This window comes from Clostridium sp. YIM B02506, assembly GCF_022324845.1.
Lineage (GTDB): Bacteria > Bacillota > Clostridia > Clostridiales > Clostridiaceae > Clostridium_T > Clostridium_T intestinale.
The window spans coordinates 26,733-45,898 of sequence record NZ_JAKGTG010000021.1 but is presented as its reverse complement, the minus strand read 5'-3'; the positions used below and the strand labels follow the sequence as shown (position 1 = coordinate 45,898).

Here is a 19,166-nt window from a genome sequence, read left to right as displayed (position 1 = left end):
TTTACTCGTTTAATATATCATTTATATTATGAGTTAATTTCTGTACATTTTCAAGCATTTTCTTGTTATTTTACTTTTTTCCCTCATTTACAGATGCTTTTATAAAATCCTTAAACAAAGGATGTGGTCTATTAGGTCTTGATTTCAATTCTGGATGGAACTGTACAGCTACAAACCATGGATGATCCTTAACCTCAACAACCTCTACTAATCTTCCATCTGGGCTAGTTCCTGCTAAAGTCATTCCAGCATCAATTATAGCCTTCTTATATTCATTGTTGAATTCATATCTATGTCTGTGTCTTTCATATATTAAATCTGAGTTATAAGCTTCTTTAGAGAATGAATCCATTTCTAACTTACATGGATATAAACCTAATCTCATAGTCCCACCTAAATCTTCTATATCTTTTTGGTCTGGCATTAAATCAATAACAGGATATTGAGTTTCTGGATCTATCTCAGATGAATTAGCATCTTTATATCCTAAAACATTTCTAGCAAATTCTATAACTGCACATTGCATACCTAGACATATACCTAAAAATGGTTTCTTATTTTCTCTAGCCCATTGTATAGCTTTTATCTTTCCTTCTATTCCTCTATCACCAAAACCACCTGGTACTAATACTCCATCTACATCTTTTAATTGGCTTTCAATGTTTTCATCATTTAAATCCACAGCATTTATCCACTTAATCTCCACATCTGCATCATTTGCGTACCCACCATGACTTAATGCTTCTACTACAGATATATATGCATCATGTAACTCTACGTATTTTCCCACAAGCGCTATCTTCACTTTTTTAGATAGATTTTTAATATTATTAACCATAGATACCCATTCACTGTTATCTATTTCGTTAGGTACAATATTTAGTTTCTCACATACTAAAGTGTCTAATCCTTCTTCATACATCATTAGAGGAACTTCATATAAGTTTTCAGCATCTAAATTTTGTATAACACTTCTTCCATCTATGTTACAGAAAAGACCTATCTTCTTCTTTAAATCTTCAGATATCTCTTTTTCTGATCTACATACTATTATATCAGGCTGAATACCTATACTTCTTAACTCTTTAACAGAATGTTGAGTAGGCTTTGTTTTAAGTTCTCCAGCCTTACCTAAATATGGAACTAAAGTTACATGTATGAAACATACATTTTCTCTACCTACATCATATTTGATTTGTCTTATTGCTTCCAAAAATGGTTGAGATTCAATATCTCCAACTGTTCCACCAATTTCTGTTATTACAACATCAACATCTCTTTCTTTTGAAACTCTATGTATTCTATTTTTTATCTCATTAGTTATATGTGGTATAACTTGAACAGTACCTCCAAGATACTCCCCTTTTCTTTCCTTAGATATAACTGACCAGTATACTCTACCTGTAGTAACATTAGAGCTTTGTGATAGGTTTTCATCTATAAATCTTTCATAATGACCTAAATCTAAGTCTGTTTCTGCACCATCATCAGTTACAAAAACTTCTCCATGTTGATATGGACTCATTGTTCCTGGATCCACGTTTAAATATGGATCAAATTTTTGAATTACAACCTTTAATCCTCTATTTTTTAACAATCTTCCTAACGAAGCTGCTGTTATTCCTTTACCTAATGATGAAACTACACCACCAGTTACGAATACATATTTAGTAGCCATAAAAAATAATTCCTCCTATTTTAATAAATATATATTGACAGTAATTACTCTTAGTGATAAAATAAAAATTACCCTTCAATAAAATGGGTTTACTATGTTTATTAACAACATAAAATATATATTAACATAAACTGATGTCCTAATCCAGTGTTTTTTTTATTTTTTAAATTATTTTATTAATAATCCCATCAATTTGAAAATATTTTTCCCTAAAGTTCTTACTTATAAGTATCTTCTCTTCTGCTCTCTTTAAATTATTATTAATACTTCTATCTTTTATACCTAATAACTCTTTAACTCTCTCATCGTTTATATTCCCATACTTTTTTAATATGAGAAGAAGTAAATATCTATTTTCTCTCTTTTTAATAAAGGCCATGAGATTATCCTTATTTAATCCATTTACCTTACAAAAATATTCAATTATGTTCGATAATCTATCTTCGATATTATACATTCTTCCACCTCTATACTTTGTTCTTATATTATCATTCTTACCTATTATTGCTATAATTATAATCAATATTTATTATTCGAGAAAAAATAAAAAACTCGGCTATACCGAGTTTTTAATAATATATAATTAATTAGCTGTTGAATTTATTTTTATTTTTAATTGAGTCTCCTGTGGTGGTTGACCAGATATACTTAAATTATAATCAATCTGAACTTCGCCCCCATCATCACTCATATCAATTTTTAAATTTTTAGTATTTATTTTCAGTTCTAACATTCCATAAGGCGTGTTATATAAGGTAATATAGTTATTATTTTTTTTGAAATCCATCTTAGTAGTAGTAGTTCCTTCTCGTTCTAAAGAAATTTCATTTCCAAAAATTTTTAACTTAGTAGTGGTTCCTTCCATTCCAGATATCTCTGTTTCTTCATATATAGCTTCATAGCCATCATTATTTATATAAAATTCACCTGGAGTTACAACCTCTATTACATCATCATCTTCATAGTTTTGATTTGATATTATTGATATTATTGCTTTCTTTTTCACAAAACCAGCCTCCTTATAAAGTATAAAACTCAAATCTCTAGCGTCTTGCTGGCTTAATTTACATTAAACTCCTAGCTTTTTGCTAATTAATTTTATATCTTTATTTTAAGTATTTTGTAAACTTTAATCAATATATTTATTTATCTATCAAATCTTTTATAATTTCAACTATTTTAAATTTTATTTTTATCTTATTTTTGTCATTTTTATTAGATATTTCAGTATATTCGTCATCATCTAAAACTCTTTTCATTGTTTCCTCAGTTTCTTTATCTGAGACTTGTCCCTTAGTAACATCTACGAAACATAGCGGAGGAAACATTACACACCACCAATTCTTACCTTGTCCACTTCCTATTATTACTCTATAAGCTTCATATTCACCTTGAGGCAATGTTATATTTCCATAATTTTTTTCCGGAAAATTTTCTCTATCCAAAGTTGAATTGACAGTATAGTTGTATCCATTTTCCTTTATGGTTTTCTCAGCTATTTTAAGTATTTGCTTGTTGTTATTACGCAAAATGTCTCTTGATTCATCTATTGATTTAGAATCTTTTAATTTTGGAAAAATATAATTTATTATATTATCCTTAACCTTAATTTTCAGCTGTTGATCAGTCTCTTCATCACTGTTAGCTATAACATGGAACCTAATTAATTTTTCACTTATATCCTTAACAATTTCTTCATCAGACTTTACCTGTTTCGCACCAACAAAAAAATATAAATTAACTATTGCTATTATCCCTAATAAAAAACAAAATATTTTTTTCATTCTATCAACCTCCTGTATCTTGAATTGTTGACAGAAGAAATTTATTTTATACACATATTTATATAGTTCTTGTTATAAATACATCATTAAATTGCTTTTTCATTCTTTCATAACAACTTTGAGCTTTAAGCATATCATCAAAAAAACCGAAAACTGTAGGACCACTTCCACTCATCATAGATCCTATTGATCCCATTTTTATCATATCTTCTTTTATTTTTATAATAAGTGGATGCCTTCTCAACGTAACATTCTCAAGATGGTTTTTCATGTTTTTCGCTACAAATAGCAAGTCATCTTTCTCAATTGCTTCAATTAGTTCATTTACTAAAACTTTTTTAAATATCTTATTTATATCTATAGCTCCATATACGTCTTTTGTTGAAACTCCAAAAGGTGGTTTAACTAAAACTAGTATTTTATCCTTAAAGGATTTAAGTTCAGATATTTTTTCTCCAATTCCCTCACACAAACATGTGCCACCTTTAATACAATATGGTATATCAGCCCCAAGTTTCACTCCAAGATCCATTAAATCCTGTTCGCTAGCCCCTACATCGAACATTTCATTTAGAGCTTTAAGTACTGCAGCAGCGTTTGTACTTCCGCCTGCTAAACCAGCAGCAACCGGTATGTTTTTAACTATATCAATATGTATTCCTCTATTAATTTTATATGTATCGATAAATAATCTAGCAGCTTTATACGCAAGGTTTCTATCATCTTTTGGAACGTAAGGCTTATTACACTCTATTGTAATATCGTTGCTTCTTTTTTCATTTAGTTCTATCAAATCATATAAATCAATATTTTGCATTATCATTCTTAAAAGATGATATCCATCTTCCCTTTTACCTACTACCTCTAACGCAATATTGATTTTGCCATAGGCCTTAATTTTCATAAAATCTATTCCTTTCAACTTCAAATCACTATTTATATTATTATTTAATATATTTATCTTGTAAAGATATTAAATAATAATATAAATGTCATTACGCATAAATCATTATACATTCTATATTAAAAATAAGAAACCCAACTTTTGTTGAGTTTCAAAATTAATTTTATATTATTGTACTGCAACTTCCTTTAATACTCCTTGAGAGGATTTTAAATAATTAAATAATCTATCAAATTTTTCATAGAATACTACTATTAAATCACCTTTTTGAGCAATATTCAAAGCTTCTCTTAGTGCTTCTAATTCATCTAAGACAACTTTTACATTGCTTTTTTCCTTAATAGTTTTTAACACTCCTCGCTCTAATATCTCAGCTACTTCTCTTTCTTTTCTTCCACGTTTGTCTTTATCTTCTTTTATAAACACTTTATCAAAATATTCTCCACATAGCTCTGCTATTTTAATAGAGGAACTATCCTCTCTATCTCCCGGAACTCCAATTACTCCAATTAAATTTCTAACTTTCATATCTACTAAAGATGATATTACAGATTTATAACCTTGGTAGTTATGGCCGTAATCTAAAATTACATTTACTCCATTAATCTCAAATTGATTAAATCTTCCTCTGTTTGTTTTTTCGTCACTTTTAAAACTCTCTAATCCTTTAGCTATAATACAATAGTCTACATTCATCGCTACCAATGCACCTACAGCTGCCATGGCATTACCTATATTATATTTTAACTTCCCATCTAATGATATTCCTATTTTATCAATTGCGCATATCTTATAGGTTTTATTATTATTTGTAACCATAAGATTGTTTTCATCTAAATAGATAGCAATCCCTCCATTAGATATATTTTCAATAATATATCTATTATCCTTATCAAAGGAGAAAAATACCTTCTTGCTCTTTATTCTAGACAAGGCCTGCAAACTCCAGTAGTCATCTGCATTTATAACAGCATAGCCACCCTCTCTAATTTCTTCTACTACTAAGGATTTTACAAACATTAATTCCTCCATAGAATTAATACCATCCAAACCCAAATGATCTTCGGTTATATTAGTTATTATCCCAACATCAGCAAAATCATAAGCTAGTCCTTTTCTTATTATTCCACCTCTAGCTGTCTCTAATACTGCTACTTCAACATCTTTATTTAAGAAAATTGTTTTTGCACTTTCTGCACCGGTATCATCGCCCGTATCTATACACTTATCTCCAACAAAGATTCCATCCGTTGATGTCATTCCAACCTTATATCCTATAAGATTGAAAATATAAGCAATTAATCTAGTAGTAGTAGTTTTACCGTTAGTACCTGTAACTGAAATAACTGGAATATTTTTAGGGTTATCATTATACAAAAGATTAACTATAGGTTTAGCTACATCAACTACTTTACCTTCAGTAGGATAGCAATGCATTCTTATACCTGGAGCTGCGTTTACCTCCATTACTATGCCAGTATCACCTAACGGCTTACTTATATCTTCTGTACATATATCTACTCCACATATATCTAACCCAACTGCTTTAGCCGCCCTAATGGCTATGTCTTTATTTTCTTCACAAATAATATCTGTACAATCTATTGCATATCCTCCCGTAGAAAGATTTGCATTCTCTCTAAGATATAATCTCTTATTTTTTTCAATTATACTATTTAAAGTCAAATTTTCTTTAATTAATAAAGATAACAGTTGTTCATCAATCTTTATCTTTGTTAATGGTTTTTCATGATCTTCCCCTCTATTTGGATCTTTATTAGCATTGTATATAAGTTCCCTTACACTCCTTTGCCCATCCCCTTCTATAAAAGGCGGAACCCTAAGAGAAGCTGCAATCACTTTGCCATCAACAATTAATACTCTGTAATCTTTTCCACATATATATTTCTCTAAAAGTATATCTTCAGTTTGTTCCTTTAGTCTTTTAAATGCATTTATAAGCTCATTATCATCGTTAATATTTAAAACTACACCCTTACCCTTACTTCCATATTGTGGTTTTAGAACTAATGGATATCTTAATTCTTTACTATAATTTATCAATTGTATTATATTATTAACTTTATATCCATTAGCTACAGGAATATATTGATACTTAAGCAAAGTTTTAGTCAGTAATTTATCACACGCTATATCTGTAGCAACACAAGATGTATTGCTCCCTATAGTAGCTTCTATTATTCTAGCAGCAGAGCCATATCCTATTTGATACAGTCCACTTTCTCCCAGCTTCACAACTGGTAATCCGATTTTTCTAGCATAGTCACATATTGCTTTTGTACTTGGTCCTTCCGCTTCATCTTTAATCATATTCTTTATTAGGTCAAATCTTTGTGAGAATTTTATCGGCACCTGATGTATTAAAGAATTAATTAAGTCAATTGCTAGTTTAGCACATTCTAAAGCTACATTCTTGTATTGATACTGAAATATTATATAGTAGTGATCTTCTTTAACTTCTCTAGCCTTGCCATAAGCAACATCTATATTAAGCATATTTTGAATAGCAATTATACAATGCTCACATATATGTGCTAAATAAGTTCCTTCATTAAGACGTTTTACAAATCCGCTATCTTCGTCTATTCCACATCTATGTTTATAAAGTTCTGGTAATATTTTTAATAAATTAAAATTGAAATTAGGTATATCTTTGCTAGGAATTTCACAGTAACCTTCTAAATCTAAATCCATTCTAATGCATTTTTTATGAGAGTATATATTTTTCCCTTCATATACTCTTTGACTAACTATTTTCATTTCTAGTAATTTCCTCCTCAAAAGGTACTCTCTTTTGCAAATCAAATCTGTTTCCTGCAGTTAAAATATGCATCTTAACATTATACATACTTAAAATCTCTTCCTGATATTTTTCTGATACATTTGAAAAAGTTAAATCTGCACCATCAAGAAAATAAACCGCACCATTTCCAATAACCTTAATCTCATTTTTATCAACAACTATGGCTGTATCTTCATCTATTCCTATTCCCAAAGTTTCCGGATTTTGAGCTATACCTGCTAACAATCTTCCTATTCTACCTCTTTGCGCGAAATGTTGATCTATTATAACTTTTTTAATAAATCCAAAACCAGGCGCCATTTTTAAAGTGCATTTTCTTGGAGATTTTTCATCATCTCCTTTAACAATCATTGTGCTACTCATTATAGAGGCACCCGCTGATGTACCAACCAAAACGCATCCTTCTTGAAATGCCTTGTTAAACTCGTCAAATAAAGGAGTACCTCCAACTAAACTTGTTATTCTAAGTTGGTCTCCTCCTGTGAAAAATATTATGGATGAATCCCTTACTATATTTAAATTATTTTCATCAAAAGAATCTTTTCTATTACTTACATCTAAAACTTTAAGATTTTTTACTCCTAGTTCAGAAAAAACTTTTTTATATTTATCCCATGCCTCTTTAGGATACTCTGTTGCTAAGGTTGCTATTGTTAAAGCTTTAGATTTATTTTTAAGTTCTAATGATACATTTTTTAATATTTCTTTTCTTCCTTCTTTATCTTCAGCTCCTCCTATAATTATTAGTTTTCCATCACAATAGTTATCCAAAAAAATCACCTCAAATCATGCATTTCTATTGTATCCATGAATTTACATAATTATTCATTATTTTATGTCTCAATCTTTAAGTGATTAGATAACATAAAAAGACTTAGCTAAACAGCCAAGTCTTCTTTCATAACATTTTATATTACAGCTCTTCCAGGAATCAGCAACTTACATCCAGGTTTTAAAGTTTCTTTCTCATCCAAGTCATTTAGTTTTACCAAATCCATAACTGTTGTTGAATATTTTTTAGCTAATGACCATAATGTATCTCCAGCTTGTATAACATATATTATTATACTAGCCACCTTTTTTTGAAGTTCATCTTCTACCATTTCCAACGCAGAAACCCACTTCTTAGAAGCATTATATATTACTTTTCCTACTGTGGAAACTGTGGCTTTTATAGCTATTGTTGCACCTTCTATCGAAGCTTGAATATTCTCGATAAAAGCACTAACTATACCTTTCATTTCTTTAAGTGCATTAGCAATATCTAGAGAAGTCTTAAAAGGTATCTCTCCCTTTATTTTAATAACCTCTTTATCCATGCTATCAGTTTTATATATTACTTCTGCTTTTACAATTCCTTCAATTAAAATTTTCCCATCTGTAACCTCATTATTAGTTATTAGTACATTTCCTTTTGTAGATATTATACTCACAGGCTCTGGCATATCTTCAGTCAGTGTTATATTATCTTTAACTATAACTTCTCCCATTTCTTGCCCTTGCACTATACCTATCTTTGCCTCATCTGTACTTAATTCTATTTTAGTAGAAGGTGAATATGCATCCTTAATAAAATCTACTTCTTCTTTTTGTACTACTTTTAAATCTACTCTTGTAAGTACATTAAAATCTACATTTCTTGTTTCACCTAAATCATCTTCTCTTATTTGTACATCATTGCTTACCATATTAAAATCAGCATAAGCAATCATATCAGACGTAACTCCTATAACCTCTTCTTCTCTATTTATATATATATCATCTTCTAAGGTCACTAATTCCCTTCCATCGGCAGCTCTATATAATATATCAACTTTGCAAAAACACGAGGTTCCAACTCTATCTTCATAAAGTTTAACGTCTTTTTTATGAAGATTTATAGACGCCTTCAATATTTTTCCTATTTGAGGTTTATCCATACCTACTACCAAAGTTCCTTTACCCGATATTTCAAGTTCCTTTTTTGCAGATATTTTATCAATAGTTTCTTTACTCTTTAATATTTGTACATCTTTTAATCCCGTAACATCTTTCAAAAAATCTAGGTGAGAATTTTTGTAACATTGACTCTTTATCATTAAATTTCCTTCTATAGCTACTTTTCTTTCATTGATTATCTTACCTTCAATATGTTCAATTATACAATTTGCTTCACAGGAAACTCTATGTTCTGAATCTAGCGCTTCAATATAGCTATTAAACCTATCACTATAAGAAACACTATTTACAACTACCCCATCTTCTTCTCTTGCTAAATATAAAACTAGATATTCTATAGTTCCGTCAATTGAAATTCTATCTCCCATAGATTCTTTGCTATTTATTATAGTCTTTGCATCCACTGAAATAATCTCCTGGACATCCGGATGCGTATCTGGAATTAAAAACTCTCCTCTTAATGGTAATTCATTAGTATCTTCTCTAAGTAATTGCTCATACTCTACACTTTCTCTTATAACATCTATCTGTGACATCATATCCCTCCCATAAAATACAAAATACCTAATACTATTTATACTTTCTTTCCTATAATATATGAATACTTTATACCGTATTTAAAATAATTATTACGACATATTTAAACATATATTTTATTAATTTTGTCGAAACATATATAATATTAAGTTTTTTTCTCAAAAGTTATTGACATGGTAATTAAAATGTCGTATTATAAAAGAGGTTATTGACCATATAACCTCTCATAAATTCTCAATACCCTTTTATACCATAGTTGAAAGATGGAAACCCACCATCTTTCTTTTTTTATACAATAAAAAAACTTCGATTTTTTTAATCGAAGTTTATCCTGCAAAGTATAATTGAACTGTCTTTGTCAAAACATCTGAATAACTATATGTCACTGTCCTTTGGGTGTCACTTTCTAATCTTACAACGAAAATACTAGGGTATACTCCTTCAAGTACTCCATTATTTACTAGGATCTTTTTTCTTCCACCGTTAGCCCTTAAGGTTACTTTTTCACCTACATGGCCTTCAAGGTCTCTTTTTATGGAAGCTAAGGTTCTATTCTTTTCCAAATTAAACACCCTCTTTCCATTATATATTTTACCTCAAAACCTCATAATTGTCAAATTAAAATTTTAATTTTATCACTATTTACTCCAACTTGTCAATCTAATTTTTAAATTCCAAAAATTTAATCTTATATTTTTTTATAATTTGTTGCTTAACATACAAATAAATTTTAATTTTACACTGGTATTTATTTATAATGTATACAGCAATATTTTAATTCTTAGTATGAGTTCTATAGTAGTATATCCATATAATTAATTATTATTTATATTTAGTAAATATTATTGATTTATCTATTTGAAACTTTTATTTATAAAAAATAAGAACTTCGATTTTTAAATCGAAGTTTATCCTCCAAAATACAATTGGACGGTTTTTGTTAATATATCTGAATAACTATATGTCACAGTCCTTTGTGCTCCAGTTTCTAGTCTAACGACAAAGATACTTGGATATACTCCTTCAAGTACTCCACTATCAACAAAAATTTTCTTTCTCCCTCCGTTAGCTTTTAATGTAACTTTTTCTCCAATGTGTGCTTCTAGATATTTCTTTATAGACGCAATCGTCGTATTTTTCTCCAACACTCACATCCTCCTTGTATTTTATTACTAGCAAAATTAGTTTTAAATATTTCTAATATTATACATAGGGTGATTTAGGATATCCTTCTCTGTATTTACCTCTTGTCTGTAATCCTCCTATCCCCTTTATACCGGTTATAGTATTTTCTATTACGTCAGTAATAGAAACTACCTTATCTATTCTCGTATAAGCTATTTTTTCGCATACAAATACAGGATCCAAACAATGAATCAATACTCGACTTGGTGAAGATGCAAAATTTGCTCCTGCATCTAATATACTTTCATAACAAGATTGGCAAGCACCTGCAAAAATCACCAATTCATCATAACTAGTATTAAAATTTCTAAGTGCCTTTACTGATTCAATATAGTATTTAGAATTCCTGTAGTTATTTAAATCTAAATAATCTTTTGAATTTTTTAATACACCATCATGCCCAGTTAATACCACTATATCTGGCTTTATTTCTTTCACCAGTTCTACTACCTGTATAGGCTGTTCTTTTTCAACTATCGCTTTTCCTACCGCATCAAGATTTAACTGTTTATATACTTTTAAACAATTTTCCATATAAACACTATCCCCATCTATGTGCAGAACTTTTCCAGGCCTCCCAAACATCAACTCTTTTTCTTGTATGATTTTGGGAGACTTTGTAATTCTATAAGCGCCATCTCTGGAGGTTATAGCCTTTTTTATTGCTTGATTGACCCTAGCATTAAGTATCTTGTCTTTCTCTCCTTGAAACTCGTCATTTACATGTTCTAAGTCATCGATAGATGCGTCAGCTATAATTCTTATATTTATGCCTTTTAAAACATAAACTACTCCGTCCTCATTTTCTTTTATATCAATTATTTTAAAAGTAATATCTTTTCCATATGACTTCCTAACTACAATATCGCCTATTCCCATATTTATCTCCTCATAAATACTGATATATACTATAATATGCCGAAACCCATATTGTGTGCTTTATAATACAAAAGAATAGAGTAAGAGGTTCAGCTCTTACTCTTTGATAAATTATTCTTTTAAATTATACGCTTCTTTAAATTCATCAATAAATTTTAAATAATCATCTTTCTCTTTACCCAATGACTCTAGTTTATTACCAAAAGTAACTTGTCCCCAATTAACCTCATTATAATAATAACGATTAGCTAATCTCCAATATCTTTGCGGAAATAATAGATATGCATATATAATACTATATTCCTCTTCTTTAATCTTGGAAATAGAATCATACGCCTTAAGTATTTCCTTAGCATAATCCACATTCCACCCAACCCTCTTTAGTACCTTTATCATAAAATTGGATATATCATATGATCTTACTTCTCTTTTACAATAATCAAAATCAATTATATTCACATTATTATCTTTGTCTAAAATTATATTGTGATAAGTATAGTCATGATGGCAAAAACTCTTTTCCTGTTCTGTAATATTACATATCTCTAAATAATTAGAGTTCTTCAATACTGAAAGCGCTCTTTTACCTAATTCTTTATAAAATTCTACAGTTTTAATATAATTTAAATCGAAAGTTCCTTTGTTACTTTTTTTCCTAGCCATGTCTCTCATTTTATCTAATGCCCTTATCCTTTTTTCCATAAGGTTAGGCCATCTTCCTAAATCAGTTTTTAATTTACTGTTTTCTGGAGGATCATACCCCTTACTGATTTCATGTAGTCTTGCTAATTCTTTTGCTGCGATTATAACCTCATCTAATTTATGAAAATCACATTCCTTTCCCTCTATCCACTCAGATAAAGTATATATATCTTCATTAACTAGTGCATAAGGTTCTCCGTCAATATTCAAAAAATATCTATCTACATTTTGATAACCTTTATTAATAATATATTCCTTTGCACCATATACAAATAAAAGTTTTTGAATTCCATAATTAATTTTTTTTAAGCACTTTTCACCTTTATCTGTTTTTAGATGGTATATCCCTTTATTGGGTTTAATGCTTTCTATCCTTATACCAAACTGTCTTTCAATTTCTGATTCCCTCATCATAGTTAATCACCCCCTAAATATTTATATGTGCTATCGCTAACAATTATTAACAATTATCAAAAGAAGTTAATATAATAAATTATAACTACTGCGAAAGGATTTAATAATGCATATTGGTATAGATGGTAGAGCTGCTAAATGGTATAGAGGTACTGGAATTGGCACATACACCTATCAACTAATATATAACCTAAATTTAGTTGACAAGATCAATGATTATTCACTCTTTCTTCCTAATAATTCAAATTTAGATAATCTTAATAGCAACTTTAAATTTATCAATACAGTTCATGATACCCAAGAAAACTTTTGGGAAGAGGTCTCTCTACCAAATATCCTTAAAGATGAAAATTTAGATATTTATCATGTCCCTCAAAATGGAGTAGGTTTACCAAATAATTTAGACAGTTCCTCAATAATTACCCTTCATGATATAATCCCTCTTAGAATGCCTGAAACAGTAAGTGATAGGTATCTAAAGATATTTAATAATGATATGAAAAAAATCATTGATGGAGTACAAGGAATTATTACTGTGTCTAACTTCTCAAAAGATGATATTTCTAAAGAATTTAATTATCCTAAAGATAAAATTTTTGTAACCCATTTAGCAGCTGAAAATATATATAAACCTATGGATAAAATTAAATGTAAAAAATTCTTAAGATCAAATTATTCAATAGATAGTAATTTCATATTATATGTTGGTGGTTTTAGCCCTAGAAAAAATATAACAGGTCTCATTGAAGCATTCTCATTACTAAAAGGCATATATACCCAAGATTTAAAACTTGTTATTGTAGGTAAACAAGGTATTTCTTACGAGAAATACAAAAATAGAGCCATTGAACTTGGAATAGAAGATCAAGTTATCTTTCCTGGATTTATCCCACTTGAACATATGCCTGTTTTTTATAATGCTTGTGAGACTCTAGTTTATCCTTCATTTTATGAAGGCTTTGGATTGCCTCCACTTGAAGCAATGGCGTGTGGTACCCCTGTTATAGCCTCTAACTGCACTTCTATCCCTGAGATATTAGGAAACTCTGCACTTTTAATTAATCCTAAGGATGTATATGCGATTATGAATGCTATGTATAGCATATTAACAAATATAGATTTAAAGATAAAACTTACAGTTGAAGGCATTGAAAGAAACAAAATATATAATTGGAATAAAACTGCCTTAGACACACTATCAGCTTATAAATTTATAAATAAAATAAGATAATTATAAAGAGTGCATTATATATCTTAATGCTATATAAAATAAGAGTTTAATACTAAACTTTAAAGCTCCAATCCATGAAATTAAATATGGATTGGAGCTTCTTTAACACTTAATAAACACTATATATTATAATCCCCCCTTTACTTAGAACATATGTTTGCTATATAATATACTTAGCTTAATTTTTAGGAGTGATTTTTATGGATTTAATTAACAAACTTCGTATTTTATCTGATAGTGCTAAATATGATGTTTCATGTTCATCATCTGGATCTAGTAGGTCTAGTAAGAAAAATTATTTAGGAGATACCTCGAGCAGTGGAATTTGCCATAGCTTTACTCCTGATGGACGTTGTATATCCTTATTAAAAATCCTGTTAACTAATTATTGTGTCTATGATTGTGCTTATTGTCAAAATAGAATGTCTAATGACTGTGAAAGAGCCGCTTTTACACCTGAAGAAATATGTGATTTAACAATTAATTTTTATAAAAGAAATTACATAGAGGGTTTATTTTTAAGTTCAGGAATTTTAAAAAGTCCTAATTATACTATGGAATTGCTATTAAAAACCTTAAAATTATTACGTCAAGTTCATAAGTTTAATGGTTATATACATGTTAAGGCTATTCCCGGCTGTGATGAAGTATTGATTAAAGAATTAGGCAAATATGCAGATAGAATGAGCGTTAATATAGAACTTCCATCAGCTTCTTCATTAAAGCTTTTAGCTCCTCAAAAATCAAAAATCGACATACTTTCTCCTATGAAAACAATAGCTAAAGAAATAAATGAATTTAATTATAATAAACGAGTTTTTTCCCATTCTCCCAGCTTTGTCCCTGGCGGTCAAAGCACCCAACTAATAGTGGGAGCAACTAACGAACATGATAAGGATATTCTTACTTTAAGCGAAAATTTATATAAAAACTACAAATTGAAGAGAGTTTATTATTCAGCTTACATACCAATTGTAAAAAACAATAAACTTCTCCCTTCAATATCAGTGCCTCCACTAATTAGAGAGCACAGACTATATCAAAGTGATTGGTTGCTCCGTTATTATGGTTTTACAGCCTCTGAGATGCTTAACGAAAAAAATCCTAGTCTTAATCTAAAACTTGATCCAAAAAGTTTTTGGGCACTAAATAACATTGATTTATTTCCTATAGAAGTTAATAAAGCCCCCTATGAAACTTTACTTAGAATTCCTGGTATAGGACTAAAATCAGCTAAAAGAATAGTGATTTCTAGAAGAGTTCACTCGTTATCCTATGAAGATTTAAAGAGCCTCGGAGTTGTACTAAAACGCGCACAATATTTTATATTATGTAAGGGTAAGTACTTAGGTGATACCTATTTTGACCCTCTACTAATTGAAAATAAACTAATTGATAAAAAAATTAAAGTTTATAATAATTCAGAAGACTATACTCAACTAAGTTTTTTCTCTCAATTATCATTAAATAAACCAGAAGATAGAATTACCAGTATAAGTGGTAATCTATAGATAGGAGTTTTATGATTGTACTAATACATGACGGAAGTTTTAATGGATTTTTAACTTGCATATATGAATGTTACTATTCATACAAAAATACTTCTTTAATATTTTCTAAACATTCATTTGAAGAAAATTTATTATACGAAAAAAAATATATAGCTACAGATGATGTAAAAGCAAATAAGGTATATACCTCTCTACTAAAAAATACTGGAGAAGAGGTTGTAGAGAATATTTACTATGCTTATTTATCCGATACCAAAGACTGTTTCTCATTAGCTTTTAAATATATACAACTGGCTTTTAAATTAGGTTCTTTAATTAACCATCACGTTTATGATAGTAGGGTTAAAAACATATTAGCTCTTAGAAATAAGGTTTTGAAGGAAACTCATATGTTTGAAGGCTTTGTTCGATTTTCTTTGATTAACGACCAAATGTTATATTCATCTATTGAACCTGATCACAATATTTTAGAATTATTAAGTTATCATTTTACCAAAAGATTTTGTAATGAAAATTTTATAATACATGATATTAAAAGAGAATTAGCTTTAGTTTATAGTTCACTACAAAATGACTATGAAATCATCTCTATGTCAATAAATTATTATGATGCATTAAAAAATTATAAAGAAGATATAACACAATTATGGAAGACTTATTATAACTCAACCACAATATCATCTAGACAAAACTTGAGGCTTCAAAGTAACAAAATGCCTAAACGTTATTGGAAACATCTTTTAGAAACAAAATAAAACCAGTTAATTCTGGTTTTATTTTGTAATCTTTTTTTCTTCATATATTTTTAGAAAATCTTTTCTATCTGGTTCATCTGCTAATTTATTTTGAAACTTTGATAAAAAGGATTCATAACTCCAATTCTTTTTCTTATTGTAGTAATTGTATACCAAATTATAATAATCATTTGGAAAAATCATTATTGCATATAATACTTCTAATTCATCCTTTTCTATCTTCCATACTGAATCATAGGCATTTATTATTTCTATACTTTTATCAAAATCATATCCATAATTTTTTATAGATTTCATCAAAAAATTACATATATCATGAACTCTAATATCTACTAAAGAATATTCAAAATCTATAAAATAAGCTCTATCTTCTGACAGTATAATGTTATGATGTGCCAAATCATTATGACATAACACTATCTTACTTTCATCTCTACATAAATTTTCATAATTTGACTTTTCTATTCTCTTTATTGATTCATTTATATTCTCTATTTGTTCATCTATACTCTCTAGCAGAAGTTTATCGAAGGTATTCTTATATCCGTATTTACCTACTCTTTGTTTTATATCGAGTAAATTTTCTTTTGCTTCATTAAATTTATTAGGAAACTTCCCTAAGTTACTTTTCAAAATTTCTAAGTTACTGCCTTCAAGATACTTTAATATTCCTAGAGAAGATTTATGATATTGCGCTAGAGCTTTTGATGCTATTACTACATCTAAAGGATTTGAACAACAGCATTCCCTTCCCTCAATCAATTCCATAACACAATATATACCATCTTTCCATCTTACATAATAATTTCCATCCCCAGCTTTAACAAAGGTTAATATATCTGAATAACCATCCTTAATATAATCTAAAGCTGAAGTTATAAATTTCATATCTTCTGTATTTTCTATTTTTTTTAATATTTTTTTGCCCTTATCAGTAATCAAAATATATACACTTCGTAAAGGTATTAAATCCTCAACCTTTAAATCAAATAATTCAAATAAGTCAGTGTCTAAATCATACTCACAAAGGTATTTTTCATCCGAATATCTAAGCTTGTTCATAAAATCACCCTTCTATAATAATGTAATACTATTATCAAATTCATAAGCCTTCATAAATTTATAATAGAAGGTTTCTTCGTTCCATTGTTTCTTCCCTTCTTTATATTTTTGCAGAGTTTTTAACGTCTCTAGCGGAAAAGAAATATAGCCATTTAAATATTTTTTAGAATTATTGTCTAAACCTTCTTGAGTCAATATAAATTCTATAGCTTCATTATAGTTAATAATCTTTATCCTTCTTTTAATTTTCAATAAAAACTTTCCATAATCACTTTCTACAAAATTATAGGCTATCCCCTTTAGATCATATATAATAATCCCCTTATTATAATTTAAATTTTTATCATCGCAATAGCCTAACGTAATCTCTTTATTATCCATAGCTCTCCTAAATATAGACAAATAGTCTGATTTCTCTATTTGAGTTACAGCTAAATTAGATAAATTCAAAATATTTTCAACTTTTTCTTCAATTTTTCCCGGGAAATATCCGACTTCTAAATACCTGTTTACTCTTTTTTGAAGAACCTTAATTTGTTCGTAATCTTCTCCAATCGTACTTTGGATAGATGGTATAAAATTGCTAGGATATTCTCTCAAGATTTTGTGAATTTTATTAATAAGATTTAGTTGAAAGTATACCTCTCCCTCATTAAGTTGTTTAGCTATTACTTTTTCTTTATTCTTTAAAATGGTAATTCCTCTGTTTTTCAAGTACTCTTCTATGGTCAAAAATTTCATATATTTTCTCCACCATTCTCTAATTGCTTTATATCTTCAACAAATTCCTCTCTTTCTTCACAATCTTCTAGATATTTTTCTAGTTTATTCAGAAAAAAGTCCTCTTCCCAAGGTTGTTGCTCCCAATAATACTGTATTCCTAACTGCCAGTATTGTTGAGGAAATTTTATAAAAGAAGATATAATTTTGCTATCACCTTTTTCTAAAGAATTAATACTCGAATAGCTAGCTAATATTTCTTTCACTTTATTTTTACTCCACTTTCCATTTTTCATAGACCTTATAATTAATGACGAGAGGTCGTGTAGGTTAGTATCTAGAATTGAGTAATCGAAATCAATAACATATAATTCTTCATCATAGGCCCTAAGAACATTATGATGAGCATAGTCATGATGGCAAAAGCCTCTTTTAATAACTTCTTTATTCATCCTATTTATATAGTTAGAACACTTTAAACCATCTAAAGTTTTTTCTATTATTGTTAGCTGATTCTGCATAGTTTCTAGATATAGCTTATCAAAATCGCTTTTGTATGCTTTTTGGTAGATACGATTCCTAAAATCTAATATTTCTTTTCCTCTTACATTAAAATTTTCTATCCATTTAAACCAGTATATTCTTGGTTTCATATCTTGATCTATTGTGAAACCTTGGCTACATAAATGAAGTTCTGCAAGTTTTTTAGTTACCTCTAATAATTCATGAATATTATCGTAATTACTTTCGCGTGATGGTATCCATGGAGATAAATAGCAGTACTTATTATCATATTCTATATAATCCATCCCCAATTTAGTCTTAAGTATAGGAGGAATGTTCTTAAAACCTTTTTTTTGAAGATGTAATATAGCAGATAAAATAAACTTAAAGTGAGAATAACTATAATTAATTGTTTTTAAGCAATATTCTTTATCATCACCTTTTACAATATATATATTTTTTTTCTTAACGATATCCTTTACCTCTATATCGTATTTTTCATTTAAGAAATCTTTTAGATTACTTAGTCCCATTAAGT

The 19,166-nt window shown here is 28.7% G+C and carries 18 protein-coding genes; 3 read left to right on the top strand and 15 right to left on the bottom strand.

Annotated elements, in window-relative coordinates; genetic code table 11:
* Window positions 1-70: 70 nt before the first annotated feature.
* The 12 genes from L1S49_RS15425 to L1S49_RS15370 form a co-directional block, all read right to left on the bottom strand.
* Window positions 71-1,678, bottom strand: coding sequence for a CTP synthase (locus tag L1S49_RS15425; RefSeq protein ID WP_073022522.1), 1,608 nt, complete (start codon window positions 1,676-1,678; stop codon window positions 71-73).
* 163 nt (window positions 1,679-1,841) lie between these two features.
* Complete coding sequence (locus L1S49_RS15420; protein WP_238906054.1) at window positions 1,842-2,135, bottom strand: hypothetical protein; 294 nt, start codon at window positions 2,133-2,135, stop codon at window positions 1,842-1,844.
* Window positions 2,136-2,261: 126 nt separating this feature from the next.
* Window positions 2,262-2,684, bottom strand: a complete 423-nt coding sequence (locus L1S49_RS15415; protein ID WP_021800461.1) for a DUF1934 domain-containing protein — start codon at window positions 2,682-2,684, stop codon at window positions 2,262-2,264.
* Window positions 2,685-2,820: 136 nt separating this feature from the next.
* Window positions 2,821-3,462 (bottom strand): stage II sporulation protein R, encoded by a 642-nt coding sequence (gene spoIIR, locus L1S49_RS15410; RefSeq protein WP_238906052.1) that lies wholly within the window; start codon window positions 3,460-3,462, stop codon window positions 2,821-2,823.
* A gap of 58 nt (window positions 3,463-3,520) precedes the next feature.
* The gene (ispE, locus tag L1S49_RS15405) at window positions 3,521-4,366 is read right to left on the bottom strand and encodes a 4-(cytidine 5'-diphospho)-2-C-methyl-D-erythritol kinase (protein WP_238906044.1); all 846 of its coding nucleotides are present in this window, start codon (window positions 4,364-4,366) and stop codon (window positions 3,521-3,523) included.
* Window positions 4,367-4,534: 168 nt separating this feature from the next.
* Complete coding sequence (gene cphA, locus L1S49_RS15400) at window positions 4,535-7,147, bottom strand: cyanophycin synthetase (protein ID WP_238906033.1); 2,613 nt, start codon at window positions 7,145-7,147, stop codon at window positions 4,535-4,537.
* A complete protein-coding gene (locus tag L1S49_RS15395; RefSeq protein ID WP_073022528.1) occupies window positions 7,134-7,961 on the bottom strand; it encodes a cyanophycinase in 828 nt (275 codons plus the stop codon). The genes cphA and L1S49_RS15395 overlap by 14 nt, the downstream gene beginning before the upstream one ends.
* Window positions 7,962-8,098: 137 nt before the next feature.
* A complete protein-coding gene (locus L1S49_RS15390; protein ID WP_073022529.1) occupies window positions 8,099-9,664 on the bottom strand; it encodes an SPOCS domain-containing protein in 1,566 nt (521 codons plus the stop codon).
* A gap of 327 nt (window positions 9,665-9,991) precedes the next feature.
* Window positions 9,992-10,228: a Veg family protein gene (locus L1S49_RS15385; RefSeq protein WP_021800455.1), complete on the bottom strand. Its 237-nt coding sequence runs from the start codon at window positions 10,226-10,228 to the stop codon at window positions 9,992-9,994.
* A 345-nt stretch (window positions 10,229-10,573) separates the two neighbouring features.
* Window positions 10,574-10,810, bottom strand: a complete 237-nt coding sequence (locus tag L1S49_RS15380) for a Veg family protein (RefSeq protein WP_073022563.1) — start codon at window positions 10,808-10,810, stop codon at window positions 10,574-10,576.
* Between the two features lie 58 nt (window positions 10,811-10,868).
* Window positions 10,869-11,729 carry a sporulation peptidase YabG gene (yabG, locus tag L1S49_RS15375; RefSeq protein ID WP_073022530.1) on the bottom strand — a complete coding sequence of 287 codons (861 nt, stop codon included), beginning with the start codon at window positions 11,727-11,729 and terminating at the stop codon, window positions 10,869-10,871.
* Window positions 11,730-11,840: 111 nt separating this feature from the next.
* The gene (locus tag L1S49_RS15370) at window positions 11,841-12,845 is read right to left on the bottom strand and encodes a CotS family spore coat protein (protein WP_238906020.1); all 1,005 of its coding nucleotides are present in this window, start codon (window positions 12,843-12,845) and stop codon (window positions 11,841-11,843) included.
* A 106-nt stretch (window positions 12,846-12,951) separates the two neighbouring features.
* Between L1S49_RS15370 and L1S49_RS15365 the strand changes: the two genes are divergently transcribed.
* The 3 genes from L1S49_RS15365 to L1S49_RS15355 all read left to right on the top strand — a co-directional run bounded on the left by L1S49_RS15365 (window position 12,952) and on the right by L1S49_RS15355 (window position 16,342).
* On the top strand, window positions 12,952-14,076 hold the full coding sequence (locus L1S49_RS15365) for a glycosyltransferase family 1 protein (protein WP_238906017.1): 1,125 nt from the start codon (window positions 12,952-12,954) through the stop codon (window positions 14,074-14,076).
* 200 nt (window positions 14,077-14,276) lie between these two features.
* The gene (locus L1S49_RS15360; protein WP_238906015.1) at window positions 14,277-15,587 is read left to right on the top strand and encodes a putative DNA modification/repair radical SAM protein; all 1,311 of its coding nucleotides are present in this window, start codon (window positions 14,277-14,279) and stop codon (window positions 15,585-15,587) included.
* A gap of 11 nt (window positions 15,588-15,598) precedes the next feature.
* On the top strand, window positions 15,599-16,342 hold the full coding sequence (locus L1S49_RS15355) for a TIGR03915 family putative DNA repair protein (protein ID WP_238906013.1): 744 nt from the start codon (window positions 15,599-15,601) through the stop codon (window positions 16,340-16,342).
* 18 nt (window positions 16,343-16,360) lie between these two features.
* Here the strand turns inward: L1S49_RS15355 and L1S49_RS15350 are convergent, their stop codons facing one another.
* The 3 genes from L1S49_RS15350 to L1S49_RS15340 are packed head-to-tail and all read right to left on the bottom strand — an operon-like array spanning window position 16,361 to window position 19,161.
* Window positions 16,361-17,404, bottom strand: coding sequence for a CotS family spore coat protein (locus L1S49_RS15350; RefSeq protein WP_238906011.1), 1,044 nt, complete (start codon window positions 17,402-17,404; stop codon window positions 16,361-16,363).
* Between the two features lie 12 nt (window positions 17,405-17,416).
* Window positions 17,417-18,145 carry a hypothetical protein gene (locus tag L1S49_RS15345; protein ID WP_073022536.1) on the bottom strand — a complete coding sequence of 243 codons (729 nt, stop codon included), beginning with the start codon at window positions 18,143-18,145 and terminating at the stop codon, window positions 17,417-17,419.
* Window positions 18,142-19,161 carry a CotS family spore coat protein gene (locus tag L1S49_RS15340; RefSeq protein ID WP_238906009.1) on the bottom strand — a complete coding sequence of 340 codons (1,020 nt, stop codon included), beginning with the start codon at window positions 19,159-19,161 and terminating at the stop codon, window positions 18,142-18,144. The genes L1S49_RS15345 and L1S49_RS15340 overlap by 4 nt, the downstream gene beginning before the upstream one ends.
* Between the last annotated feature and the right edge of the window lie 5 nt (window positions 19,162-19,166).